The following is a 25,608-nucleotide window of genomic DNA, read 5'->3' as shown; positions in this document are numbered from 1 at the left end:
CGGGTCGCCCCGGTCGCGTCTTCCGGCCCCTCCTGCCCGCGCCCGTGCCCCACGCACACCTGTGACGGGCCCCGGACAAGCCTGAGGGGCGCGCAGTGCGGTGCGCGCCCCTCAGGTGGGAAAAACCATCTCGCCCCCGGCGAAAGGGCCGGGACGGGAGCCGGTGGGGCGGGGCCCCGGGGTCCGGGCGGGTCAGAACGACTCGACCGCCCTGCGGGCCTCCGCGTCCAGGACACCCCAGCTGATGAGCTCCTCCGTCAGCTCACTGGGCGACTTGTCATAGATGACGGCCAGGGAGCGCAGGTCCTCCTGGCGGATCGACAGCACCTTGCCGTTGTAGTCGCCACGCTGGCTCTGGATGGTGGCGGCGTAGCGGGCGAGCGCCCCGGCCTTCTCCTTCGGCAGCGTGGCAAGCCGCTCCAGGTCGATCACAAGCTTCGGCGTCGGCCCGAGCGGGCTGGGCGCGGCGCCGCCCGGCAGCAGCTCGGAGACGGGCACCCCGTAGAAATCGGCAAGTTCGGCAAGCTTCTGCACCGTGACGGCGCGGTCGCCACGCTCGTACGACCCCACGACCACGGCTTTCCACCTGCCACGCGACTTCTCCTCGACCCCGTGCAGGGACAGGCCCTGCTGGGTGCGGATGGCGCGCAGTCGTGCACCCAGCGACTTTGCGTACTCAGACGGCATCGTGTGGCCCCCCGGCTCTCGTATGTATCGCTATCAGTAGATTGTGCTCCCCCGCGGTGAACGCCGAAGCCACCGGGGGTCTGGTGCCGAACTCGGCACCATCGGTAGCCAAGGCCCTGGGTTTACCCCAAAAACCCCGCGCGGTGTGGTTACGCACAGTGACGGTAAAGGGGAGGACGCCCAAGGTCAAGCTGATTGGAAAAAAGATGCCGAATCCGATCCGGGAGGCTACGCCACATTAGTCCCAGTTGTCCCGGCAATAACGGTACTTCGTCACCGTTTGTCGAGTACGAGTTTTCCGTTTCACGGTTGTCGAGTGAGGATCATCACAGGGCACGGGGCAGCCTTGACGATCTTGACGGAGGTGTCCCCGAGGAAGACGCGGCGCAGCGGCCCGCCCGTGCTCGACGCGCACACGAGGATCTCCCCGGGCCGCCACGACGTCGTGACGAGCGCCTGGGCCACGTTCCGTCCCTCCAGCACCTCCACGTCCACGTCCAGCCGCCGCCGGTGCCCCCGCGCCGCCACCTTGAGGTCGGCCGCGGTCTGGTCGCGCAGCCGTTCCAGCATCCGCTCCTCGATCTCGACCCTCTTGCCGCTGCTGAGCACCATCGTGACCAGGCGCAGCGGGACCTCCAGCGAGGCCGCCGCCTTGGCGGCCGAGGCGACCGCCGCGTCGGAGCACGGGCTGCGCCGGTAGGCGACCGTGATGCGCTCGAAGACGCCCGGCGGGTCGTCGGCGTAGCCGCGCGGGGCCACCAGCACCGGCACCGGCGAGGAGTGCAGGAGCTGGTCGGCGGTGCTGCCGATCGCGATGCGGCCCTTGGCCCCGCCCGGCGCCGAGCCGATCACGACGACGTCCGCCGAGCGCCGGCGCGCGAGCTCCACCAGCCCGCGCCCGCTGCCCTTGTGCGCGTGGGCGACGTACTCGGCGTCCTCACCGGCGATCTGCCGGGCCTGGGCGAGCGTCGCCTCGGCCTGCTCCTTGAGGTAGGCGCGCCAGGCGGCCTCCTCCGCGCGCGCCGGACCGGGCGTGTGCCAGGCCGGCGGCTCGATGGCGGCCACCGTGAGCCGCCCGCCCGCCTGCTTGGCCAGCAGCGCCGCCAGCACGAGCCCGTCGCGGCCCCTCGGCTCCGGGATGGCTCCGGCCAGGATGTCGTCGAACCGCATCAGACCACCTCCGCGTTCAGGCGCGACTTGCGGAAGCCGTACAGGAAGTACCCGGCCATGCCCACCAGCATCCACAGGCCGAAGGCCAGCCAGGTGACGCCCGCGAGCCCGGCCATCACCAGGGCGCAGAAGATCGCGCCCAGCACCGGGGTGAGCGGGAAGAACGGCGTGCGGAAGCTGCGGGGCAGCTCGGGGCTGCGGTAGCGCAGGACGAGGACGCCGATGTTCACGATGAGGAACGCGAACAGCGTCCCGATGCTGGTGGCCTCGGCGAGCTGGCCGAGCGGCACGAACCCGGCCAGCACCGAGATGAACGCCGCGACGATGAGCGTGTTGGCGACCGGCACCTGGTGGCGCGGGTTGACCTTCTGGAACACCCGGGGGATGAGCCCGTCGCGCGACATCGCGAACAGGATGCGGGTCTGGCCGTAGATGACGGTCAGCACGACGCTGGCGATGGCGATGACCGCGCCGAACGACACGATGAGCCCCGCCCACGTGGAGCCGGTCGCCAGGTCGGCGATCTGCGCCAGGCTCGCCTCGGTGCTCTCCGGGTCGAACCGCGTCCAGTGCATGGCGCCCACCGCCGCCGCCGCGACGAGCACGTACAGGACCGTCACGATGACCAGCGACAGGATGATGGCCAGCGGCAGGTCCCGCTTGGGGTTCCTGGCCTCCTCGCCGGCGGTGGAGGCCGCGTCGAAGCCGATGTAGGAGAAGAACACCTGCGAGGCGGCGGCCGTGATGCCGGCGACGCCCAGCGGGGCGAACGGCGTGAAGTTCCCGGCCTGGAACGCCGAGAACGCCACCACGCAGAAGAACAGCAGCACGACCACCTTGACGAGCACGAAGACGGCGTTGGCCGTGGCGCTCTCGGAGGCCCCGTACAGCAGCACCCAGGTGGCCAGCACGACGATGAGGATGGCGGCCAGGTTGATCACGCCGCCGTCCTGGCCGGGGGAGGCGATGATCGCGGTCGGCAGCGTCCACCCGAACAGGCTGTGCAGGAACGAGTTGAGGTACTGGCCCCAGCCGACGGCCACGGCCGCCACCGAGACGGCGTACTCCAGCATGAGGCACCAGCCGCACACCCAGGCGATCAGCTCGCCCAGCGTCGCGTACGCGTACGAGTACGACGAGCCGGACACCGGGATGGTCCCGGCCAGCTCGGCGTACGACAGCGCCGAGAACAGGGCCGTGACGGCGGCGAGCACGAACGACAGCACGACCGCGGGACCGGCCTTGGGCACGGCCTGGCCGAGGATGACGAAGATGCCCGTGCCGAGCGTCGCGCCGACGCTGAAGAGCGTGAGCTGCCACAGGGACATCGTGCGGCGCAGCTCGCCGCCCTCGCCCCGGCCGCCCTCCGCGACGATCTGCGCGGTCGGCTTGGTGCGGAACAGCCGTTGGGCCAGTGTCACCGGAACCTCCTACGGACCTAGAGCGTGCTCGTCAGCGGCCAGCGGGCGTTGGGCGTGACGATGGTGCCCGCGGAGCCCTCCAGGATCTGCTCGGCCTGGTCGAGCCGGCCGATGGCGGCCATGTCGCCGGTCGTCTCGACGAACCTGCACGCCGCCTCGACCTTCGGCCCCATCGAGCCGGCCGGGAAGTCGAGGGCGCGCAGCTCGTGCGGGGTGGTGTGACCGATCTCGCTCTGCGCGGGGGTGCCGAAACCGCGCATCACGCGCGGCACGTCGGTGAGGATGAGCAGCGCGTCGCAGTCCAGGGCCTCGGCCAGCATCGAGGCGGTCGCGTCCTTGTCGATGACGGCCTCCACGCCCGACAGCCGGCCGTGCTCGTCGCGGATGACCGGCACGCCGCCGCCCCCGGCGCAGATCACGATGACCCGCTCGCCCAGCATCCGGCGGATGAGCCGGGTCTCCACGACGCGCTGCGGCGCGGGGGAGGGGACGACCCGCCGCCAGTAGTCGCCGTCCGGCTTGACGGTCCAGCCGTACTCCTCGGCCAGCTTGGCGGCCTCGTCGCGGTCGTAGACGGGGCCGACGAACTTGCCCGGGTCGTCGAAGGCCGGATCGACCGCCGAGACCAGCGTCTGCGTGACCATGGCGAGGACCTGGCGGCCGGGCAGCGCGTTCTGCAGGGCCTGGAGCATCCAGTAGCCGATCATGCCCTGGGTCTGCGCTCCGAGCGCGTCGAACGGGTACGGCCGGGTCAGGTGGTGGTCGGTGGCGCTCTCCAGGGCGAGCAGCCCGACCTGCGGGCCGTTGCCGTGCGTGATGACCAGCTCGTGCCGGTCGGCCAGGCCGGCCAGCGTCCGCACGGCGGCGGCCACGTTGGCGACCTGCGTGTGGGCGTCCGGCTTCTGCTGCCGTTGCAGCACCGCGTTGCCGCCCAGGGCGACGATGACCCGCATCCTGCCCCCTTCCCGTTCTCGTCTCAGATCCCGTCGCGTTCGAGCGGGCAGCTCATGCAGCGCGGCCCGCCGCGGCCCCGGCCCAGCTCGCTGCCCCGGATGGTGATGACCTCGATGCCGTTGTCGCGCAGGAAGTTGTTGGTCGTGGTGTTGCGCTCGTAGGCGACGACCACGCCGGGCTCGACGGCCAGCGCGTTGCAGCCGTCGTCCCACTGCTCCCGCTCGGCGGCGTACACGTCCTGGGTCGGCGTGAGCACCTTGATGTCGTCGAGGCCGAGCGCGCGGGCGATGGCCCGGTGCATGTCCTCCGGCGGGTGGTCGGTGACCTTCAGCTCCTTCTCGGTGTCGCCCGGCTCGATCGTGTACGACGGCAGCATGCCGAGCCCGGCGTACTTGGTGAACACGCCCACGTCCACCATGGTCATGACCGTGTCGAGGTGCATGAAGGCGCGCGCCTTCGGCATGTTCAGCGCCACGATCCTCGTCACGGAGCCGGCCTGGAACAGCCGCTGGGCGAACATCTCGACGGCCTGCGGGCGGGTGCGCTCGCTCATGCCGACCAGCACGGCGCCGCGGCCGATGACCAGCACGTCGCCGCCCTCCAGCGTGGCCGGCGCGACCGCGTGGCCGGGCAGCCAGACGTGGAAGCCGCCCTTCTGCGGCACGCCGAAGCCGTCGGCGAACGTGGGGTGGTACTGGTAGACCGCCTCCATGTTCACGGTCTCGCGCATGCGGGCCTTCTTGCGCATCGCGTTGATCGAGACCCCGTCGTACACCCAGCACGAGGTGTCGCGCGTGAACAGGTGGTTGGGCAGCGGGGGCAGCACGAAGCCGTCCTCCGGCAGCGAGTGGTAGGCGACCGACTTGGGGTCGCAGCCCATCGCCGCGAGCTCCCTCTTGGTGATCCCGCCCGTCAGGTACGTCTGCAGGGTGGCCGAGTCCATCGCGTCGAGCGTGTTGCGCACGTCGTCCACCGCCAGGGGACCCATGAACCGCTCGTCCACGATCGCGTCCAGGATGTGCTTGCGCGCCTCGGGGATCTCGACCGTCTCGCGCAGCAGGTCGGCCAGGATGTGCACCTCGACGCCGCGACGGCGGAGCGCGTCCTGGAACTCCTCGTGCTCCTCCATCGCCCGCTGCACCCACAGGACGTCGTCGAACAGGAAATCGTCCTTGTTGGTGGGCGTCAGCCGCTTGAGCGCCAGGTCGGGCTTGTGCAGCAACACCTGCCGGAGCCGGCCCACCTCCGAATCGACATGGAACGTCATTGTCTGTCTCTTCCCCGAGGAGCGCGGTGTCACGCGGATGGCCCCGCCCTGTTGTGGCTGGTGACGCCTGGTAATGTGAGTGCGGCCAACACCCTTTAAGACCCGTCCCGTGAGGCGGGAAAGGTGGTGAATTCCCCATGTCCGAATCCAGGGCCGTCCTCGAGGGCCCGGACATCCATCGGGCGCTGACCCGCATCGCGCACGAGATCCTCGAGCGCACGAAGGGCGCCGGCGAAGTCGTCCTTCTCGGCATCCCGACCCGAGGCGCCACGCTGGCGCGCCGCCTCGGCGACCGCATCGAGCAGTTCGAAGGGGTCAAGATCCCCGTCGGCTCGATCGACATCACGATGTACCGCGACGACCTGCGGCTCAAGCCCGCCCGGCCGCTCGGCCGCACCGAGCTGCCGCCCGACGGCATCGACGGCAAGACCGTGGTGCTGGTCGACGACGTCCTCTACTCCGGCCGCACCGTGCGCGCCGCGCTCGACGCGCTCAACGACCTCGGCCGGCCGACCTCCGTGCAGCTGGCCACGCTCGTCGACCGGGGCCACCGGGAGCTGCCCATCCGCGCCGACTACGTCGGCAAGAACCTGCCGACCGCGAAGAGCGAGAAGGTCAAGGTCTACCTGGAGGAGACCGACGGGCGCGAGGCCGTCCTGCTGATCAAGGAGGGCGCCAAGTGAACCGCCACCTCATCTCCGCCGGCGACCTCACCAAGGACGACGCGCTGCTCATCCTCGACACCGCCGAGGAGCTGGCGAGGGTCTCGGAACGTTCCATCAAGAAGCTGCCCACGCTGCGCGGACGCACCGTGGTCAACCTGTTCTTCGAGGACTCCACCCGCACGCGCATCTCGTTCGAGGCCGCGGCCAAGCGCCTGTCGGCCGACGTGATCAACTTCTCGGCGAAGGGGTCGAGCGTCTCCAAGGGCGAGTCGCTCAAGGACACCGCGCTCACCCTGGAGGCCATGGGCGCCGACGCGGTCGTCATCCGGCACGGCTCCTCAGGCGCTCCGCACCGCCTGGCCACCTGGGTGCGCGGCAGCGTCGTCAACGCCGGCGACGGCACCCACGAGCACCCCACGCAGGCGCTGCTCGACGCGTTCTCGATGCGCCGCCGCCTCGGCGGCCTCGACGGGCGCCGCATCACGATCGTCGGCGACGTGCTGCACAGCCGGGTCGCCCGCTCCAACGTGCTGCTGCTGGCCACCCTCGGCGCCGACGTCACGCTGGTGGCGCCGCCCACGCTGCTGCCGGTCTCGGTCGGCAGCTGGCCCTGCGAGGTCTCCTACGACCTCGACGCGGCGCTGCCGAAGTCCGACGCGGTGATGATGCTGCGGGTGCAGAAGGAGCGGATGAACGCCGCGTACTTCCCCAGCGAGCGCGAGTACTCCCGCCGCTACGGCCTCGACCGCGACCGGTTCGCCAAGATGCCCGACGAGGCCATCGTGATGCACCCCGGCCCGATGAACCGGGGCATGGAGATCGCCGCCGAGGTGGCCGACTCCCCGCGCTCGACCATCGTCGAGCAGGTCGCCAACGGGGTGACCATCCGCATGGCCGTCCTGTACCTGCTGCTCGGGGGAGAGACCGTAGCATGATCATCAAGAATGTGCGGGTTCTCGGCGGGGAACCCGTGGACATCCGTGTCGAGGACGGCCTCATCGCCGAGATCGGGCCCGGTCTGAGCGGCGGCGAGGTCGTCGACGGCCGCGGCGCGATCGCCCTGCCCGGCCTCGTCGACCTGCACACCCACCTGCGCGAGCCCGGCCGCGAGGACGCCGAGACCGTCCTGACCGGCACCCAGTCCGCCGCCCGCGGCGGCTACACCGCGGTCCACGCCATGGCCAACACCTCGCCCGTCGCCGACACCGCCGGCGTGGTCGAGCAGGTGTGGCGGCTCGGCCGCGAGCACGGCCACTGCGACGTGCAGCCGGTCGGCGCGGTCACCGTCGGCCTGGAGGGCGTCCGGCTGGCCGAGCTGGGCGCGATGGCCGACTCCGCCGCCCGGGTCCGCGTCTTCTCCGACGACGGCAAGTGCGTCAGCGACGCGGTGCTCATGCGGCGCGCCCTGGAGTACGTCAAGGCGTTCGACGGCGTCGTCGCCCAGCACGCCCAGGAGCCGCGGCTGACCGAGGGCGCCCAGATGAACGAGGGCGTCGTCTCCGGCCGGCTCGGCCTGACCGGCTGGCCCGCGGTCGCCGAGGAGGCGATCATCGCCCGCGACTGCCTGCTGGCCGCGCACGTCGGCTCCCGCCTGCACGTGTGCCACGTCTCCACCGCCGGCTCGGTCGAGATCATCCGCTGGGCCAAGTCCAAGGGCTGGAACGTCACGGCCGAGGTCACCCCGCACCACCTGCTCCTCACCGACGACCTCGTCGAGGACTCCCCGGTGGGCGCCTACAACCCCATCTACAAGGTCAACCCGCCGCTGCGCACCCGCGCCGACGTCGAGGCGCTGCGCGACGCGCTGGCCGACGGCACGATCGACGTGGTCGCCACCGACCACGCCCCCCACCCGGTCGAGGACAAGGAGACCGAGTGGTCGGCCGCGGCCATGGGCATGATCGGCCTGGAGACGGCGCTCAGCGTGGTCCAGGAGGCCATGGTCGACACCGGCCTGCTCGACTGGGCCGGCGTGGCCGAGCGCATGTCGGCCGCCCCGGCGCGCATCGGCCGCCTGCCCGGCCACGGCCTCGCCCTGGAGGCCGGCGCGCCGGCCAACATCACCCTCTATGACCCGTCCGTCCGCACCCCGGTCGATCCGTCCGGCTACGCGTCCAAGAGCAGGAACACGCCCTACGAGGGCATGACGCTGCCGGGCCGCGTGGTGGCGACGTTCCTGCGCGGCCGGCCCACCGTCCTCGAAGGGAAGCTCACGTGACTCAAGCGGTGCTCGTACTGGAAGACGGCCGCGTCTTCCACGGGACCCCCTACGGCGCCGAGGGCGAGACGTTCGGCGAGATGGTCTTCAACACCGGCATGACCGGCTACCAGGAGACCCTGACCGACCCGTCCTACCACCGGCAGATCGTCGCGATGACGGCCCCGCACATCGGCAACACCGGCGTCAACGACGAGGACCCCGAGTCGGGCCGCGTGTGGGTGGCCGGCTACGTCGTGCGCGAGCCGTCCCGCGTCGTCTCCAGCTGGCGGGCCAACCGCTCGCTCGACGACTACCTCAAGGAGCAGGGCGTCGTCGGCATCGCCATCCCCGGCACCCGCGCCCTGACCCGCCACCTGCGCGAGCGCGGCGCCATGCGCGCCGGCATCTTCAGCGCGCCGCGCGAGCCGGTGGAGGCCCTGGTCGAGCGCGTACGCCAGGCGCCGGTCATGGAGGGCGCCGACCTGGCCGCCGAGGTGGCCACCGCCGAGCCGTACGTGGTGCCCGCCATCGGCGAGAAGCGCTACACGGTCGCGGCCGTCGACCTGGGCATCAAGGGCATGACCCCGCACCGCATGGCCGAGCGCGGCTGCGAGGTGCACGTGCTGCCCGCGACCGCCACCGCCGAGCAGATCCTCGGCCTGCGGCCCGACGGCGTGTTCTTCTCCAACGGCCCCGGCGACCCGGCCACCGCCGACGTCGAGCCGCTGCGGGAGGTGCTGGCGAGCGGCACCCCGTTCTTCGGCATCTGCTTCGGCAACCAGCTCTTCGGGCGCGCCCTCGGCCTGTCCACCTACAAGCTGCGCTACGGCCACCGCGGGGTCAACCAGCCGGTCCAGGACGTGCGCACGGGCAAGGTCGAGATCTCCGCGCACAACCACGGGTTCGCGGTCGAGGCGCCGCTCGACGGGCCGTTCGACACCCCGTTCGGTCCGGCCGAGGTCAGCCACGTCAACCTCAACGACCGCTGCGTGGAGGGCCTGCGCCTGCTCGACGGCCGCGCCTTCAGCGTCCAGTACCACCCGGAGGCCGCCGCCGGCCCCCACGACGCCGCCTATCTGTTCGACGAGTTCTGCGAGGTCATGAACCGTGCCCAAGCGTGAGGACATCAGGTCGGTCCTGGTGATCGGTTCCGGGCCGATCGTCATCGGACAGGCGTGCGAGTTCGACTACTCCGGCACCCAGGCCTGCCGCGTGCTGCGGGCCGAGGGGTTCCGGGTGATCCTGGTCAACAGCAACCCCGCCACGATCATGACGGACCCGGAGTTCGCCGACGCCACGTACGTCGAGCCGATCACCCCCGAGTACGTCGAGAAGATCATCGCCAAGGAGCGGCCCGACGCGCTGCTGCCGACCCTGGGCGGCCAGACCGCGCTCAACACCGCGGTCGCGCTGCACGAGTCGGGCGTGCTGGAGCGCTACGAGGTCGAGCTGATCGGCGCCGACTTCGACGCCATCCAGGCCGGCGAGAACCGCGAGCGGTTCAAGGAGATCGTCGCCAAGGTCGCCCGCGAGCACGGCCTGAACGCCGAGTCGGCCCGCTCGGTCATCTGCCACACCATGGACGACTGCCTGGCCGCCGCGGGAGAGCTGGGCTACCCGCTGGTGGTGCGGCCGTCGTTCACCATGGGCGGCGTGGGCTCCGGCTTCGCCTACGACGAGTCCGACCTGCGGCGCATCGCCGGCGCGGGCCTCGACGCGTCGCCGACCACCGAGGTGCTCCTGGAGGAGTCCATCCTCGGCTGGAAGGAGTACGAGCTGGAGGTCATGCGCGACAAGGCCGACAACGTCGTCATCGTGTGCTCCATCGAGAACATCGACCCGATGGGCGTCCACACCGGCGACAGCGTCACCGTCGCGCCCGCGCTGACGCTGACCGACCGCGAGTACCAGAACATGCGCGACGTGGCCATCGCGGTCATCCGCGAGGTCGGCGTCGACACCGGCGGCTGCAACATCCAGTTCGCGGTGGACCCGCGCACCGGCCGCATGATCGTCATCGAGATGAACCCGCGCGTGTCGCGCTCGTCCGCGCTGGCCTCCAAGGCGACCGGCTTCCCCATCGCGAAGATCGCCGCCAAGCTGGCCATCGGCTACACCCTCGACGAGATCCCCAACGACATCACCCGCGAGACCCCGGCCTCCTTCGAGCCGACCCTCGACTACATCGTGGTCAAGGTGCCGCGCTTCGCCTTCGAGAAGTTCCGCGGCGCCGACCGCACCCTGACCACGCACATGAAGTCCGTGGGCGAGGCCATGGCCATCGGCCGCTCCTTCCCCGAGGCGCTGCAGAAGGCGCTGCGCTCGCTGGAGAAGTCCGGCTCGGCGTTCTCCTGGGCGCCCGGCGAGCTGCCCGCCAAGGAGGAGCTGCTGGACGCCTGCCGCACCCCGCACGACGGGCGGCTGCGCACCATGCAGCAGGCCATCCGGGCCGGCGCCACGGCCGCGGAGCTGTACGAGGCGACCAGCGTCGACCCGTGGTTCATCGACCAGCTCTTCCTGCTCGACGAGGAGGCCGCCGAGCTGGGCGCGGCGACCGAGCTGACCGCCGCCGTGCTGGAGCGGGCCAAGCGCCACGGCTTCAGCGACGCGCAGATCGGTGAGATCCGCGGCGTCGGCGAGGCGCGGGTGCGCGACCTGCGCCACGCCCTCGGCGTCCGCCCCGTCTACAACACGGTCGACACGTGCGCCGCCGAGTTCGCCGCGAAGACCCCGTACCTCTACTCGACCTACGACGAGGAGAACGAGGTCCCCGCCGGCGAGCGGCCGAAGGTGATCATCCTCGGCTCCGGCCCCAACCGCATCGGGCAGGGCATCGAGTTCGACTACGCGTGCGTGCACGCCTCGTTCGAGCTGTCGCGGGCCGGGTTCGAGACCGTCATGGTCAACTGCAACCCCGAGACGGTCTCCACCGACTACGACACCTCCGACCGGCTCTACTTCGAGCCGCTCACGCTGGAGGACGTCCTGGAGGTGGTCCACGCCGAGCAGCAGACGGGCCCGGTCGTGGGCGTCATCGTCCAGCTCGGCGGGCAGACGCCGCTGGGCCTGGCCCAGGCGCTCAAGGACGCCGGCGTGCCCGTCGTCGGCACCTCGCCCGAGTCGATCCACCTGGCCGAGGAGCGCGGCGCGTTCGGCCGCGTCCTGGCCGAGGCCGGCCTGCCCGCGCCCAAGCACGGCACCGCCACCACCGTGGCCGGCGCGCTGAGCGTGGCGGGGGAGATCGGCTACCCCGTGCTGGTGCGGCCGTCGTACGTGCTGGGCGGCGCCGGCATGGCGATCGTCTACGACGACGAGACGCTGAGCCGGTACATGGCGGCCCAGGAGGGCGGCCACCCCGTGCTGGTCGACAAGTTCCTCGACGAGGCCATCGAGATCGACGTCGACGCGCTGTTCGACGGCGAGGAGCTCTACCTCGGCGGCGTCATGGAGCACATCGAGGAGGCCGGCATCCACTCCGGCGACTCGGCGTGCGCTCTGCCGCCCATCACGCTCGGCAGCCACGACATCAAGCGCATCCGCGCCGCCACCGAGGGCATCGCCCGCGGCGTCGGCGTGCGCGGCCTGCTCAACGTCCAGTACGCGATGTCGGCCGGCGTGCTGTACGTCCTGGAGGCCAACCCGCGGGCCAGCCGCACCGTGCCGTTCGTCTCCAAGGCCACCGCGGTGCCGCTGGCCAAGGCGGCGGCCCGGGTCATGCTCGGCGCGACGGTCGCCGAGCTGCGCGCCGAGGGCATGCTGCCGGCCGAGGGCGACGGCGGCACGCTGCCCATGGAGGCGGCCATCGCGGTCAAGGAGGCGGTGCTGCCCTTCAACCGCTTCCGCGGCGTCGACACCGTGCTCGGGCCGGAGATGCGCTCCACCGGCGAGGTCATGGGCATCGACCGGTTCTTCGGCGTCGCCTACGCCAAGTCCCAGGCCGCCGCCTACGGCGAGCTGCCCACCAAGGGACGCGCGTTCGTGTCGGTGGCCAACCGCGACAAGCGTGCGATGATCTTCCCGGTGCGGGCGCTGGCCGACCTCGGCTTCGAGATCCTCGCCACCGAGGGCACGGCCGAGGTGCTGCGCCGCAACGGCGTCCATGCCAAGATCGTGCGCAAGCACAGCGAGGGGCCCGGGCCCGGAGGTGAACCGACGATCGTGCAGTGCATCCTCGACGGCGAGGTGGACCTGATCGTCAACACGCCGTTCGGCAGCCCGGGGCAGTCCGGCCCGCGTCTCGACGGGTACGACATCCGCACCGCGGCGGTGCTGCGCGGCGTCCCGTGCATCACCACGGTCTCCGGACTCGCGGCGGCCGCCGCGGGCATCCAGGCCATCGTCCGGGGCGATGTGGGCGTACGGTCCCTCCAGGAGCACGCGCAGGCGCTGCGGGGCTAGCAGGGGGCCCAGGGCGGCCCACAGGAGGTGAAGGAGACTGGCCGGCACTCCGGTGCAGGTGACGGGCACGGTGCTGACGACGCGCCGCGTCGACGCCTACCATGCGCTGACGGTGGTGGCGCCCGGCATCGCCGAGCGCCACCGGCCCGGCCACTTCGTGTCCGTCGCCGTCGGCGGGCCGCGCACGTCCATGATCACCCGCCGGGCGTTCACCGTCCACGACGTCAAGCCCGACTACGGCGGCACGGTGGAGCTGGTCTTCACCGTGCGCGGCCCCGGCACGGCCTGGCTGGCCGAGCGGCGCGCCCGCGACACGCTCGACCTGGTCGGGCCGCTCGGCCGGCCGTTCCCGCTGCCGCGCGACCCCGTCCACTGTGTGCTCGTCGGCGACGAGTACGGCGCGGCGGTGCTGTTCCCGGTGGCCGACGCCCTCATGGAGCGCGGCTGCCGGGTCGACTTCCTGCTCGGCGGCGCGAGCGCCGACCGGGTCTTCGGCGCCATGCGGGCCCGGCGCATGGCCGCCACCACCACGCTCACCACCGAGGACGGCTCGCTGGGGCTGCGCGGCAAGGTCACCGACGCGCTGCCGTCGGTGATCGCCGACACCCGCGCCGACGCCGTCTACGCCTGCGGCCCCATGGACACGCTGCGGGCGGTCACGGCCGTGGCGATGGAGTTCGACATCCCGGTGCAGGTGGCGGTGGAGGAGGCGATGGCCTGCGGGATCGGCGTGTGCATGACGTGCGTGCTGCCGGTCATCGGCGACGACGGGGTGACCCGGATGGTGCGCGCCTGCGCCGACGGGCCGGTCTTCCGGGGGGAGCGGGTGCGCTTCGAGGACGTCGGGACGATCCCGTTCGACGCCCTGGGCGCGCCCGGGGGCGGTGCCCGCCATGCCGGCTGAGCACCGGGGGGTCGTGCCCGACACGTCCCTGGAGCGCCGGGGATCGTGTCCGCCGCGCCGGTCGGGCGCCGGAGGGGCGTGCGCGACATGCCGGCCGGCGACCGTCCCGCGCGGGCGCGGGCGCGGGTGAGGTGACATGCCCGTCGACATGCGCACGTTCCTCGCGCACGTGGAGCTCGCCAACCCCGTCACCACCGCCGCCGGCTGCGCCGCCTCGGGACGCGAGCTGGCCCAGTTCTTCGACCTGCACCGGCTCGGGGCGCTGACCACCCGGTCCGTCACCATGGCGCCGCGCGCGGGCCGTCCCACGCCGCGCATGGCCGAGACCGCCTCCGGCATGCTCAACGCCGTCGGCCTCCAGGGCCCCGGCATCGACGCCTTCCTCGAACGCGAGCTGCCCTGGCTGGCCCAGCGCGGCATCAGGACCATCGTCTCCGTCGGCGGCGGCACCGTCGCGGAGTACTCCGAGCTGGCCCGCAGGCTCGCCGACGCGCCCGGCGTCACCGCGCTCGAGGTCAACCTGTCGTGCCCGAACATCGAGGACCGCGGCCGGGTCTTCGCCCGCGAGGGGGCCGCCGCGGCCGAGGTGATCGCCTCTGTGCGCTCCATCATGCGCTACGACGTCCCGGTGGTGGCCAAGCTGGCCCCGGACGTCGCCGACATCGTGTCCGTCGCCCGCGCCTGCGTGGACGCCGGCGCCGACGCCCTGTCCATGATCAACAATCCGCTCGGCATGGCCATCGACACCGTGGCGCTGCGGCCGTCGCTGGCCGCCGTGACCGGCGGGCTGTCGGGTCCGGCCATCCTGCCGCTGGCCGTACGGTGTGTGTGGCAGGTGCACGCCGCGCTGCCCGGCGTGCCGCTGATCGGCGTCGGCGGCGTCATGACCGGCGACGACGCCTTCCAGCTCATCCTGGCGGGCGCCTGCGCGGTCGGGGTGGGCACGGCGCTGTTCCACGACCCGTACGCGTGCCTGCGGATCGAGCGCGAGCTGGAGGACCTGCTCCAGGCGCGCGGATTCCAGCGGCTGGCCGACGCCGTCGGCCTGGCCCACCGTCCGCCGGGGAGCGCCCCCCGGCACCTGCTCGTCGACTCTGAGGAGAGCTCCCCGTGACGCCCGCACCCATCGCCGTCGCCCTCGACGCCCCTGACCTGGAGACCGCCGCCCGCTGGGCCGGGCTGGTGACCCCGCACGTCAGCACCGTCAAGGTCGGCCTGGAGCTGTACCTGCGCTACGGGCCCGACGTCATCGCCTCCGTACGCGGAGCCAGCGGCGTGCGCGTCTTCCTCGACCTGAAGCTGCACGACATCCCCAACACGGTCGCCGGGGCCGCCAGGGCCGTCTCCCGGCTGCGCCCGGCCATCCTGACCGTCCACGCGACGGGCGGCCCCAAGATGATCCGGGCGGCCGTGGAGGCCGCCCCGCACACCCAGATCGCCTCCGTGACGGTCCTGACCTCGCTCGGCGAGGCCGACCTGGCCGCCATCGGCCTGGCGGGGCCGGCCGACGACGCGGTGCGGCGGCTGGCCGCCATGTCGGTCGAGGCCGGCGCCACGGCGCTCGTGTGCAGCCCCAACGAGGTGGCGGCGGTCCGGGCCGAGGTGGGGCCGGACATCACGCTCATCACGCCGGGGGTGCGCCCGGCGGGGGCCGACGCGCAGGACCAGGCCCGGGTGGCGACGCCGGAGCAGGCGCTCGCGGACGGCGCCGACCTGCTGGTGATCGGGCGGCCCATCACGGCCGCCCCGGACCCGGGGGCCGCGGCCGCCTCGATCGCCGCCGCCCTGCGCCGCACGACGCCCTCCTGAACCGCGGGCGATCTCTCGACGCTCTCCTGAACCGTCGGCGGCCCCTCGACGCCTTCCTGAACCGCCGGCGGTCTCTCGACGTCGTCCTGCACCGCGAGCGGTCTCTCGACGCCCTCTGAGCCCGCGCCCTTGGCGAGCCCTGCGCCCCAGGGGCCCGTGCCGCGTCGTGCCGTGCCGTGCCGCGAGCCACGCGCCGCCGAGAGCCCCGCTTCAAGCCGCGCGCTGCCGGGCGCGCCGCGTCAGTGTGCGCCGCTTCAGTGTGCGCCGCGTCCGTGTGCCCGGAGGCGGCTCCAGGCCGACGCTCGGGGCCGTCGGGCCTCCGGGTGAGCGCGGGACGTCTCAGCCTCGCCCTGGGCCCTCTGAAGGCCGCTACCGGTGCCGCCGCACCTCGCCGACGCCGTCTCGGGTCGCCCCGGAGCCGCCGCCCCGCGTGCGGACGGCGCTCAGAGTCGCGTACCGGAGCGGAACGGTGTGTCGCGGAGGGTCGCGGAGGGTCGCGCCGCGGAGGACGCCGTGCCGGTCCCGGAGGGCCGGTCCGCCGCCCCGCCGGCGGCAGACCGCGCCGCGAAGCACGGTCTGCCGGACGCCGTCCCCACGCGCGGCCACAAGATCGACGCGAAGGCGTGACGAGGCCGCGCGGAGCCGGCGTCCCCCAGGCCGGGGAGCGTCCCCACGAACAAGATCAAATCTTGCCACAAGCCTCGCCGGAACGCGACTCCGGCGGGTTTGGGACGCCGTCCGACGTGGGGTTTCGGACATAGAGATCGCCAATAATGCGATCATCGTCCCTTTTCGCGCCGGAGCTCCCGAGCGTCGCGGGACGTCGGAAGTGCAAGCGATTTCATCAGCACACCGTAGTGTCATGGCCACACAAAGTGACGAAGTTGACTTTGTCAGGAGAGAAACTGGACTTGGCGTTGCTTAGGGGCTGATGACCAGCTAGTTTCCAGTGCCGTCCGAGTACGTCGACAAGAAATTCGAGGTGACCCGGCGTGGCTCTTCCTCCCCTGACCCCTGAGCAGCGCGCCGCAGCCCTGGAGAAGGCTGCCAAGGCCCGTAAAGAGCGTGCCGAGGTCAAGAACCGGCTCAAGCACGGCGCGGTATCTCTGGCTGAGGTGCTCAAGGATGGGCAGACCGACGACGTCATCGGCAAGATGAAGGTCTCGGCTCTGTTGGAATCGCTCCCCGGCGTGGGCAAGGTCCGCGCCAAGCAGCTCATGGAGCGGCTCGCCATCGCCGAGTCCCGCCGCGTGCGGGGTCTCGGCGCGAACCAGAGGGCTTCCCTCGAGCGCGAGTTCGGTGGCAACGAGAGCTAGTCTCTGTTCCACACGAAAGCGCAGGTTCGACGGGGGGTAGGAAGGTGACCGAGAGGTCCTGGTCCGGCGATGCAAGGGCCCGAGAGGCGGTCCGCGCCGGGACGAAGGTCGACTTCCTCCCCTCCGGTGACAGGCGCCTGACGGTTCTCTCGGGACCGTCGGGCGTCGGCAAGTCCACGGTCGTCGCCGAGATCCGGCGGGCACACCCCGAGGTGTGGCTGTCGGTCTCGGTGACCACCCGCAGGCCCCGGCCCGGCGAGGTCAACGGGCTGCACTACTTCTTCGTCGACGGGGCCGAGTTCGACCGGCTCGTCGAGGCGGGGGAGCTGCTGGAGTGGGCCGAGTTCGCCGGCAACCGCTACGGCACGCCGCGCGCGGCCGTGCTGGACAAGCTCGCCGCGGGCGTCCCCACCCTGCTGGAGATCGACCTGGAGGGCGCCAGGCAGGTCCGCCGGACCATGCCGGACGCGCTGCTCGTCTTCCTCGCCCCGCCCAGCTGGGAGGAGCTCGAGAAGCGGCTGCGCGGACGCGGCACCGAGCCCGAGGACGTCATCGCCCGCCGCCTGGAGGCGGGGCGGATCGAGATGGCGGCCGAGCAGGAGTTCGACCTCACCCTGGTGAACACGGATGTCAAAGACGTGTGCCATCGGCTGATAGCCTTGATGACCGACCCTCTGGGGGTCACGACAACCACCAACCGAGAGGTCTGACCATCGTGGCAAGCACGGCCCCGGTCGCCGAGGGCATCACCAACCCTCCGATCGACGCGCTGCTCGACATCGTCGACAGCAAGTACTCCCTGGTCATCATGGGCGCCAAGCGCGCTCGCCAGATCAACGCCTACTACTCCCAGCTCGGCGAGGGCCTGCTGGAGTACGTCGGCCCGCTGGTCGAGACGCACGCCCAGGAGAAGCCGCTGTCCATCGCGCTGCGCGAGGTCTCCGAGGGCCTGCTCAACGCCGAGCCCATCGAAGGCGCGGTCTGACCCCTTCGATGAAGGTCGTCCTCTGATGAAGGTCGTCCTCGGCGTCAGCGGCGGCATCGCCGCCTACAAGGCGTGTGAGCTCCTGCGGCTCTTCACCGAGTCGGGACACGAGGTGCGGGTCGTGCCGACCCGTGAGGCGCTGCGATTCGTGGGCGAGCCCACCTGGGCCGCCCTGTCCGGCCATCCGGTGTCGTCCGAGGTGTGGGACGACGTCCACGAGGTGCCCCATGTCCGCATCGGCCAGGGCGCCGACCTCGTCGTGGTCGCGCCCGCGACCGCCGACGTGCTCGCCAGGGCCGCCCACGGGCTGGCCGGCGACCTGCTCACCAACACCCTGCTGACCGCCCGGTGCCCCGTGGTGTTCGCCCCCGCGATGCACACCGAGATGTGGCAGCACCCCGCCACCCGCGCCAACGTCGCGACGCTGCGCGAGCGGGGCTCCATCGTGATCGACCCGGCCGTGGGTCGGCTCACCGGCGCCGACACCGGGCCCGGCCGCCTGCCCGACCCGGCCGAGATCTTCCAGGTGTGCCTGCGCGTGCTGCGCGGCCGCCCCCGCGACCTGGCGGGACGCAAGGTGGTGATCTCCGCCGGCGGCACCCGCGAGCCCATCGACCCGGTCCGCTACATCGGCAACCGCTCCTCCGGCCTGCAGGGCTACGCCCTGGCCCGCACGGCCGTGGCCAGGGGCGCCGAGGTCACCGTGGTCGCCGCCAACGTCGCCCTGCCCGACCCGGCCGGCGCCACGGTGGTGCGCGTCGAGTCCACGGCCGAGCTGCGCGACGCCGTGCTCACCGCGGCGCCCGGCGCCGACGTGGTGGTCATGGCGGCGGCCGTCGCCGACTTCCGGCCCGCCGTCCGGCACGACTCCAAGATCAAGAAGACGGACGGGGAGCCGGAGGCCATCGCCCTGGTCAAGAACCCGGACGTGCTGGCGGAGCTGGGGCAGTCACGGGGGGCGCGCGGGCCGTACCCGGAGGTGATCGTCGGCTTCGCGGCCGAGACCGACGACGTGCTGGCCAACGGCCAGGCCAAGCTCGCCCGCAAGGGCTGCGACCTGCTCGTCGTCAACGAGGTCGGCCCCGGCCTCGCCTTCGGCACCCCTGACAACGCCGCCGTCGTCCTCGTCGCCGGTGGAGAGCCCGTCGAGGTGCCGCGCGGCCCCAAGGAGGACGTCGCCGACGTCGTCTGGGACCTCGTCGCCTCCCGTCTCGCCTGAGCGTCGCTGGAGCCCCGCTTCCGGACCGGTCGATTACCGGATCGGCTGTTGCGGCACCCCTTCGGGCTGCGGATACTTGGCACGAGGGGGGACCCGATGCCGGTGAGTTCCGCTGTCAGGGATCGTTGCAGGACGCTGCTCGGCCAGCAGGAGCAGATCCTCTACGTCTTCCCCGCGCTGTCCATCGGCCCGCCCGGAGCCGCCAACTTCCTCATCGTCGTCACGGACAAGGCCATCTCGGTGCTCGCCACCCGCATGCTCAGGACCGACCGTCCCGTCTCCGTCCACGCCGCCTTCCCGCGCCACACCCGGCTCGGGCCGATCATGCAGGCGCCACGCCCCGTGATCGAGCTCGGGTCCATGGCGTTCGAGGTCGACGAGGAGTACGCGGCGGTCGTGGCCGCGGCCGACGCCGAGATCTTCGCCCCCGAGACCCTTCCTCCCGATCCCTTGCCCGATCTGTGAAGTCCCTGTTCGCGTGGCGGTTTCGCGACCGGAGTGCGGGTAGGGCTAGACTTTCGCGAGGCCCTGGCCCGTACAGCAGCCGGAGCCGCACATCCGTCAGCAGCCGCTGCATGAGGAGCCACTGAGTTGTCACGCCGCCTGTTCACCTCGGAGTCGGTCACCGAGGGCCACCCGGACAAGATCGCTGACCAGATCAGTGACGCGATTCTCGACACCATGCTCAAGGACGACCCCAAGAGCCGGGTCGCCGTCGAGACGTTGATCACCACCGGCCAGGTCCACGTCGCGGGCGAGGTGACGACCGAGACCTACGTCGACATCCCCGGCGTCATCCGCGAGAAGATCCTGGAGATCGGTTACGACGCCTCCCACAAGGGCTTCGACGGCGCCTCGTGCGGCGTTTCGGTGTCCATCGGCGCGCAGTCGCCCGACATCGCCCAGGGCGTCGACGACGCCTACGAGCACCGCGTCGGCGGCGACGGCGACGAGCTCGACCGGCAGGGCGCCGGCGACCAGGGCCTCATGTTCGGCTACGCCTGCCGCGAGACCCCCGAGCTGATGCCGCTGCCGATCACGCTGGCCCACCGGCTCGCCAAGCGCCTGGCCGACGTGCGCAAGTCCGGCACCGTGCCCTACCTGCGTCCCGACGGCAAGACCCAGGTCACCATCGAGTACGACGGCGACCAGCCGGTCCGCCTCGACACCGTCGTGGTCTCCACGCAGCACGCGGCCGAGATCGACCTCAAGGAGATGCTGACGCCCGACATCAAGGAGCACGTGGTCGACCCCGTGCTCGCGGGCCTCGACATCGACACCGAGGGCTACCGCCTGCTGGTCAACCCGACCGGCCGCTTCGAGATCGGCGGCCCGATGGGCGACGCCGGCCTCACCGGCCGCAAGATCATCATCGACACCTACGGCGGCATGGCCCGCCACGGCGGCGGCGCCTTCTCCGGCAAGGACCCGTCCAAGGTGGACCGCTCGGCCGCCTACGCGATGCGCTGGGTCGCCAAGAACGTCGTGGCCGCCGGCCTGGCCGACCGCTGCGAGGTCCAGGTCGCCTACGCCATCGGCAAGGCCCAGCCGGTCGGCCTGTTCGTCGAGTGCTTCGGCACCGAGAAGCTGGCGGTGGAGAAGATCCAGGAGGCCGTCCTCCAGGTCTTCGACCTCCGCCCGGCCGCGATCATCCGCGACCTCGACCTGCTGCGCCCGATCTACTCGGAGACGGCCGCCTACGGCCACTTCGGCCGCGAGGGCTTCTCCTGGGAGTCCACGGACCGCGCCGAGGCTCTGCGCGCCGCCGCCGGCCTCTGAGCCCGCGGCTCTTCCGCGACGGATGCCGCGTTCCGCTTCGGCGGGGCGCGGCATCCGCGCGTCCGGCTCCGCCGCCCCCGACCGGAGGGTCGGGGGCCGGCGCGGCCTCGTGGCGCCGGTACGTGGTGCGGGACGGTGTCGCGTGGGCTGGTGCCGTCTTCGGGTGATAGGCGGGTATCCGGTGGTCTCCTCCCCTCCCGGCGGCGACGGGCGCTCCTGGGGCGGGGGAGTGCGGTCACGGGCTGGGCCTGGAGCCGGTTCGTCCGGGCGGCCCTCACGCGCGGCCGGGCGGGCCGTGCGCCCGGGGTGGGCCGCCCGCGGGCGGACGGGGAACCCTGGCGTGGTCTTGCAGGTGGCGGGGTTCTGGTAGACGTAGTCCGTGACCGACTCAGACGACGCCCTGCTGCCGCTCGACGCCGTGCGGCCCGCGGTGGCGCCGTCCAAGGGGGCGCCGGTTCCCGCCCCTGACCTGCCGGTGGCCAGGGTGGCGGTCGACAACCCGCTGCCCCACCTCGACCGGCCCTTCGACTACCTGGTGCCCGCCTCGATGCACGAGAGCGCGCAGCCCGGGGTGCGGGTGCGGGTGCGGTTCGCCGGCAAGCTGGTCGACGGGTTCCTTCTCGAACGGGTCGGGCAGAGTGAGCACGCCGGGGCGCTCACCGCCCTGGAGCGCGTGGTCTCCCCCGAACGGGTGCTGACGCCCGAGATCGCGGGCCTGGCCAGGGCGGTCGCCGACCGGTACGCGGGCACCCTGGCCGACGTCCTGCGCCTGGCCGTCCCGCCGCGCCACGCCAAGGCCGAGGCCGAGACCCCGGCCCCCGTTCCCGCCTCCTCGGAGGTCCCCGAAGCACCGGCTCCTGTCTCGTCGGGGGTCTCCGAAGCACCGGCTCCCGACTCCTCGGGCTTCCCCGGGCGGCCCGCTCCGGGGACTTCCTCGGGCGTTCCCGACGTACCGGCTGCCTCTTCCTCAGGCGGCTCCGGAGCACAGGCGCACGCCACCTCAGTCATCCCCGAGGCGCACACCGCCTCAGACATCCCCGAGGCGCACGCCGCCTCAGGCGTCCCCGAGGCGGACGCGGGCGAGGCGGCGGGCCCCTGGGCCTCGTACCCCGCCGGCACGTCCTTCCTGGCCGCCCTGCGGGACGGCAGGGCACCGCGGGCCGTCTGGCAGGCCCTGCCGGGCGCCCGCGGGTGGGCGCCGGAGATCGCCCAGGCCGTGCGGGCCACCCTGGACGGCGGCAGGGGCGCCGTCGTCGTCGTCCCCGACGGCCGTGACGTGGCCCTGGCCGACGCCGCCCTGTCCGAGGCGCTGGAGCCCGGCGACCACGTGGCGCTCACCGCCGACCTCGGCCCCGCCGAGCGCTACCGCCGCTGGCTGCGCCTGCTCCGCGGCCAGGCGCGGGCGGTGGTGGGCACGCGGGCCGCGATGTTCGCCCCCGTGGCCGGGCTCGGGCTGGTGGCCATCTGGGACGACGGCGACGACCTGCACGCCGAACGGCTCGCCCCCTACCCGCACGCCCGCGAGGTGCTGGCGCTGCGCGCCCACCGCTCGGGCGCGGCCATGCTCATCGGCGGCCACACCCGCACCGCCGAGGCCACCCAGCTCATCGCCGCCCGCTGGGCGCGGCCGATCGTGGCCGACCGCCGGACCGTGCGGAGCCTCGCCCCCCGCGTACGTCCGGCCGGCGAGGACGCCGAGCTGGCCAAGGACCAGGCGGCGCGCGCGGCGCGGCTGCCCAGCCTGGCCTGGCGGGCGCTGCGCCAGGGCCTGGAGGAGGGGCCGGTGCTGGTGCAGGTGCCGCGGCGCGGCTACCTGCCCGCCGTGGCGTGCCAGCAGTGCCGCGCGCCGGCCCGGTGCGCCATGCCCCCCACCCGCCTCGCCGACCGGCCCGCCCAGCTGGGCGTCTCCGGCGACGCGCAGCTGTGTCACGGACCTCTCGCCCTGCGCGCCGGCCACGCGGCCCCGTTCTGCCGCTGGTGCGGGCGCGTGGATCCCGGCTGGAGGTGTCCGCACTGCGGCGGGGCGCGGTTGCGGGCCGTGGTCGTCGGGGCCCGGCGCACCGCCGAGGAGCTGGGCCGCGCCTTCCCCTCGACCCCGGTGCGCACGTCGGGCCGTGACGGCGTGCTGGCCTCCGTGCCCGCCGCGCGTGCCCTCGTCGTCGCCACCCCGGGCGCGGAGCCGGTCGCCGAGGGCGGCTACGCCGCCGCCGTCCTGCTCGACGCGTGGTCGCTGCTCGGCCGGGCCGACCTGCGGGCCTCGGAGGAGGCGCTGCGCCGCTGGATGAACGCCGCCGCCCTGCTCCGTCCCGCCGCCGAGCTGGTGGTGCTGGCCGACGCGGGGCTGCCGGCCGTCCAGGCGCTGCTGCGCTGGGATCCGATCACGCACGCCGAACGCGAGCTGGCCGACCGTGCCGAGCTGGGGTTCCCGCCCGCGGTGCGGATGGCGACGCTCACGGGCGCCTCCGCCGCGGTGCGGCAGATGCTCGACGAGGTACGGCTGCCCGCGGAGGCGCAGGTGCTCGGACCGGTGCCGATCGACGAGGCCGGACAGGAACGCGCCATGATCCGCGTGCCACGCCCGGGAGGAGCGGTGCTGGCCGCGGCGCTCAAAGGGGCCAGCGGAGTGCGCGCGGCGCGTAAGGCGCCGGATGTCGTGAGGGTGAGTGTCGACCCGCTCGACCTGATTTAGGCCGTTTCCCCGATTCGCTCATCCGTAAGTCAGCCGTTAGCGTGCCTTTGTGTCGATCGAATGGGTGAACCAGGCCATCGACGACCTGCGTGCTTGGGGACGGGCGCGGGGAGTCGAGGTGGACGCGGACGAGGTCCGTCTGCTCTGCGACTACGCCAGCGACTACCTCGACGTCAACGAGCCGGGCGACTTCACCCCCGCGACCTTCGACGAGCTGCTGCTGTCCATCTACCCGCGCAAGGTGATCACCCCGCCCGAGAGCGCCCCGCAGACCGTGGCCGCCGCCCGCACCCTGGTCGACTACCTCCAGGACAACGGCGAGGTGAGCGCCGCCACCGCCGGGGCCATGCGCGAGCGCATCGACGACATCGCGCCCCGCATGTCCGAGGCGCTGGCCGACGAGTCCAACTTCGGCATGGCCAAGAGCCTGTTCAGCTCCATCGGGCCCGAGTCCCTGGAGCAGTCGGTCGCGATCCCGTCCGGCGAGCTGCCCGACCTGGGGGAGGCGCCGTGCGACTGCCCGGGGTGCTCGCCGCTGCCCGGCGTCCGGCTCGCCGCGCCCGGCGAGCTGCTGGAGGCGCTGGCGCGCGTGCCGCTCTGGACGGCGCTGCGGCAGGACGCTCCGGAGGAGCCGTACCGGGAGCTGGCGGTCGGCCTGCGACGGCACCTCGACGCGTACTACGACGCCGGCCGCTTCGGTGACGAGGGCGACGACGAGGACGGGAACGGCGGCGAGGACGGGGACGAGGCGTTGCGGCTGTGGGCCGGCGCGGTCGCCTACCTCGTGGACCAGGACACCCGCGGCGCGGTCACCGGCAGCGCGGAGCTGGACGAGGAGCTCTACGACCTGTTCGACATGCTCTACCGGCTGCGCACCCGGGTGCCGGTCGCCGTCATCGGCGACTACCTCCAGGAGGTCGTGGACGACGGCGACGTGGACGTGCCCGCGACCCTCGACCGGCTGGCCTGGTGCGGGCTGATCGAGATGGCGCCCGACCCGCCCGGGACGCTCCCGCCCCGGGGGACGCGGGCGGGCGGTGGAGGCGCCGCCCCGCCGGTCGGCACGGGCACGGCCCCGGGAGGCCGGCCGATGGCGCCCGTCGCGGGCCGCATCGGCGTCGCCGTTCTCCCCGGGGCCGACGCCCCGCACACGGCCGGGGGCCGCCGGGTCCTCGGCTTCCAGCGTGGGACGTCCGCCCACCGCGGCCCCGGCCGCCCGCCCAGGAGCGGCGGGCAACCGGCCGGAGCGGGTGGGCAGGCGTCCGGATCGGGCGGGGAACCGGCCGATGGCGATGGACGTCGCACTGGCCTCGGCGCAGAGGAGGCCGCGTCGGGCGGACGGCCTGCCGGCCTCGGCGGGGAAGCGGCTGCATCGGGCGGACGGCCTGCCGGCATCGGCGGGGAAGCGGCTGCACCGGGCGGTCCGCCCGCCCGCTTCGGCGGGGAGGCGGCCGCGCGGGGTGGACGACCGGAGACGGCCCGGGGTGCGACCCGGTGGAGCGGCTCGGCCGGGCTGACGCCCCTCGCCGTGTGGGCGCTGCGCGAGCACTACCTGGCGCTCGGCATCGACGCCCCCGAAGCGCCCGACCTGGCCGAGTCCGACGCCACCGGCCTCGTCGGGGGCCTGCTCGACGGCGTGCCCACCGAGATGGCCGAGGACGACATCGCCCGCTGGCTCAGCCGCCGCACCCCCGGCGAGGCCGCCGCCCAGCTCCTCACGGCCGCGTCCGGCGCGCCCGCCGTGGCCCGCGGCATCGCCGTCACCATCGTCGACCGCCTCGGCGCCGAGGCCGAACCCGCGGTGCGCGCCTGCCTCGACGACGCCGAGCTGCGCCCGCACGCCATCCACTGGCTCACCTCCCGGGGCCTGCCCGCCCCCGCGCTCACCCAGGACGAGCTGCTCTGGGTCAGCGTCGACATGCTGGCCCTGGCCATGCCCGCGGCCCAGGAGGACCCCGACGTCTTCGCCGAGAACATGGCCGCCTCCGGCCCGCCCGCCCACCTCATCGAGGAGATGTGGCGGGTCGACCACCCCGACGTGGTGGACGTGCTCGAACTCCTCGGCCGTTCCATCCCCGACGGGACGGTCGCCAAGGCGGCGCGCAAGGCCGCCTTCAAGGCCCGATCCCGGGCCATCAGGTAGAA

21 protein-coding genes are annotated in these 25,608 nt (G+C 72.9%); 16 read left to right on the top strand and 5 right to left on the bottom strand.

Annotation, left to right across the window (positions count from 1 at the left end; genetic code table 11):
• Positions 1-192: 192 nt before the first annotated feature.
• The 5 genes from bldD to HT134_RS07295 all read right to left on the bottom strand — a co-directional run bounded on the left by bldD (position 193) and on the right by HT134_RS07295 (position 5,499).
• On the bottom strand, positions 193-687 hold the full coding sequence (gene bldD, locus HT134_RS07315) for a transcriptional regulator BldD (protein ID WP_026214021.1): 495 nt from the start codon (positions 685-687) through the stop codon (positions 193-195).
• Positions 688-990: 303 nt separating this feature from the next.
• Positions 991-1,857, bottom strand: a complete 867-nt coding sequence (locus tag HT134_RS07310) for a universal stress protein (RefSeq protein WP_175599400.1) — start codon at positions 1,855-1,857, stop codon at positions 991-993.
• Positions 1,857-3,278, bottom strand: coding sequence for an amino acid permease (locus HT134_RS07305; RefSeq protein WP_175599399.1), 1,422 nt, complete (start codon positions 3,276-3,278; stop codon positions 1,857-1,859). Before HT134_RS07305 ends, HT134_RS07310 begins: the two co-directional genes overlap by 1 nt.
• 17 nt (positions 3,279-3,295) lie before the next feature.
• The gene (gene arcC / locus HT134_RS07300) at positions 3,296-4,231 is read right to left on the bottom strand and encodes a carbamate kinase (protein WP_175599398.1); all 936 of its coding nucleotides are present in this window, start codon (positions 4,229-4,231) and stop codon (positions 3,296-3,298) included.
• Positions 4,232-4,254: 23 nt separating this feature from the next.
• Entirely contained in the window at positions 4,255-5,499 is a 1,245-nt protein-coding gene (locus HT134_RS07295; RefSeq protein WP_175599397.1) for an arginine deiminase, read from the bottom strand.
• Positions 5,500-5,636: 137 nt separating this feature from the next.
• Between HT134_RS07295 and pyrR the strand changes: the two genes are divergently transcribed.
• From pyrR to HT134_RS45330, 16 genes are all read left to right on the top strand, one after another.
• A complete protein-coding gene (gene pyrR / locus HT134_RS07290) occupies positions 5,637-6,182 on the top strand; it encodes a bifunctional pyr operon transcriptional regulator/uracil phosphoribosyltransferase PyrR (protein ID WP_175588778.1) in 546 nt (181 codons plus the stop codon).
• Entirely contained in the window at positions 6,179-7,099 is a 921-nt protein-coding gene (locus HT134_RS07285) for an aspartate carbamoyltransferase catalytic subunit (protein WP_175599396.1), read from the top strand. Before pyrR ends, HT134_RS07285 begins: the two co-directional genes overlap by 4 nt.
• The gene (locus HT134_RS07280; RefSeq protein WP_175599395.1) at positions 7,096-8,382 is read left to right on the top strand and encodes a dihydroorotase; all 1,287 of its coding nucleotides are present in this window, start codon (positions 7,096-7,098) and stop codon (positions 8,380-8,382) included. The genes HT134_RS07285 and HT134_RS07280 overlap by 4 nt, the downstream gene beginning before the upstream one ends.
• Positions 8,379-9,485, top strand: a complete 1,107-nt coding sequence (gene carA, locus HT134_RS07275) for a glutamine-hydrolyzing carbamoyl-phosphate synthase small subunit (protein ID WP_175599394.1) — start codon at positions 8,379-8,381, stop codon at positions 9,483-9,485. The genes HT134_RS07280 and carA overlap by 4 nt, the downstream gene beginning before the upstream one ends.
• Complete coding sequence (carB, locus tag HT134_RS07270; protein WP_175599393.1) at positions 9,472-12,762, top strand: carbamoyl-phosphate synthase large subunit; 3,291 nt, start codon at positions 9,472-9,474, stop codon at positions 12,760-12,762. Before carA ends, carB begins: the two co-directional genes overlap by 14 nt.
• A 52-nt stretch (positions 12,763-12,814) precedes the next feature.
• Positions 12,815-13,666, top strand: coding sequence for a dihydroorotate dehydrogenase electron transfer subunit (locus tag HT134_RS07265; RefSeq protein ID WP_312888011.1), 852 nt, complete (start codon positions 12,815-12,817; stop codon positions 13,664-13,666).
• A gap of 136 nt (positions 13,667-13,802) precedes the next feature.
• Entirely contained in the window at positions 13,803-14,780 is a 978-nt protein-coding gene (locus tag HT134_RS07260; RefSeq protein WP_175599392.1) for a dihydroorotate dehydrogenase, read from the top strand.
• Positions 14,777-15,475, top strand: a complete 699-nt coding sequence (gene pyrF, locus HT134_RS07255; protein WP_175599391.1) for an orotidine-5'-phosphate decarboxylase — start codon at positions 14,777-14,779, stop codon at positions 15,473-15,475. Before HT134_RS07260 ends, pyrF begins: the two co-directional genes overlap by 4 nt.
• A 992-nt stretch (positions 15,476-16,467) precedes the next feature.
• Positions 16,468-16,791, top strand: a complete 324-nt coding sequence (gene mihF, locus HT134_RS07250; RefSeq protein ID WP_020541698.1) for an integration host factor, actinobacterial type — start codon at positions 16,468-16,470, stop codon at positions 16,789-16,791.
• Positions 16,792-16,928: 137 nt separating this feature from the next.
• On the top strand, positions 16,929-17,501 hold the full coding sequence (gmk, locus tag HT134_RS07245) for a guanylate kinase (RefSeq protein WP_217707669.1): 573 nt from the start codon (positions 16,929-16,931) through the stop codon (positions 17,499-17,501).
• 5 nt (positions 17,502-17,506) lie between these two features.
• Positions 17,507-17,776: a DNA-directed RNA polymerase subunit omega gene (gene rpoZ / locus HT134_RS07240; protein WP_175588770.1), complete on the top strand. Its 270-nt coding sequence runs from the start codon at positions 17,507-17,509 to the stop codon at positions 17,774-17,776.
• 25 nt (positions 17,777-17,801) lie between these two features.
• Complete coding sequence (gene coaBC, locus HT134_RS07235; protein ID WP_175599389.1) at positions 17,802-18,995, top strand: bifunctional phosphopantothenoylcysteine decarboxylase/phosphopantothenate--cysteine ligase CoaBC; 1,194 nt, start codon at positions 17,802-17,804, stop codon at positions 18,993-18,995.
• A 96-nt stretch (positions 18,996-19,091) separates the two neighbouring features.
• Positions 19,092-19,460, top strand: coding sequence for a hypothetical protein (locus HT134_RS07230; RefSeq protein ID WP_175588768.1), 369 nt, complete (start codon positions 19,092-19,094; stop codon positions 19,458-19,460).
• A gap of 126 nt (positions 19,461-19,586) precedes the next feature.
• Complete coding sequence (metK, locus tag HT134_RS07225; protein WP_175599388.1) at positions 19,587-20,774, top strand: methionine adenosyltransferase; 1,188 nt, start codon at positions 19,587-19,589, stop codon at positions 20,772-20,774.
• 379 nt (positions 20,775-21,153) lie between these two features.
• Complete coding sequence (locus tag HT134_RS07220) at positions 21,154-23,463, top strand: primosomal protein N' (RefSeq protein ID WP_175599387.1); 2,310 nt, start codon at positions 21,154-21,156, stop codon at positions 23,461-23,463.
• Between the two features lie 49 nt (positions 23,464-23,512).
• The gene (locus HT134_RS45330; protein WP_312888010.1) at positions 23,513-25,606 is read left to right on the top strand and encodes a hypothetical protein; all 2,094 of its coding nucleotides are present in this window, start codon (positions 23,513-23,515) and stop codon (positions 25,604-25,606) included.
• Positions 25,607-25,608 lie beyond the last annotated feature (2 nt).

Origin of the sequence: Nonomuraea rhodomycinica (genome assembly GCF_013363995.1) — a bacterium.
GTDB classification, from domain to species: Bacteria; Actinomycetota; Actinomycetes; order Streptosporangiales; family Streptosporangiaceae; genus Nonomuraea; species Nonomuraea rhodomycinica.
The sequence above is the reverse complement of the archived record's forward strand: the minus strand, read 5'-3'. Positions and strand labels throughout refer to the sequence as shown.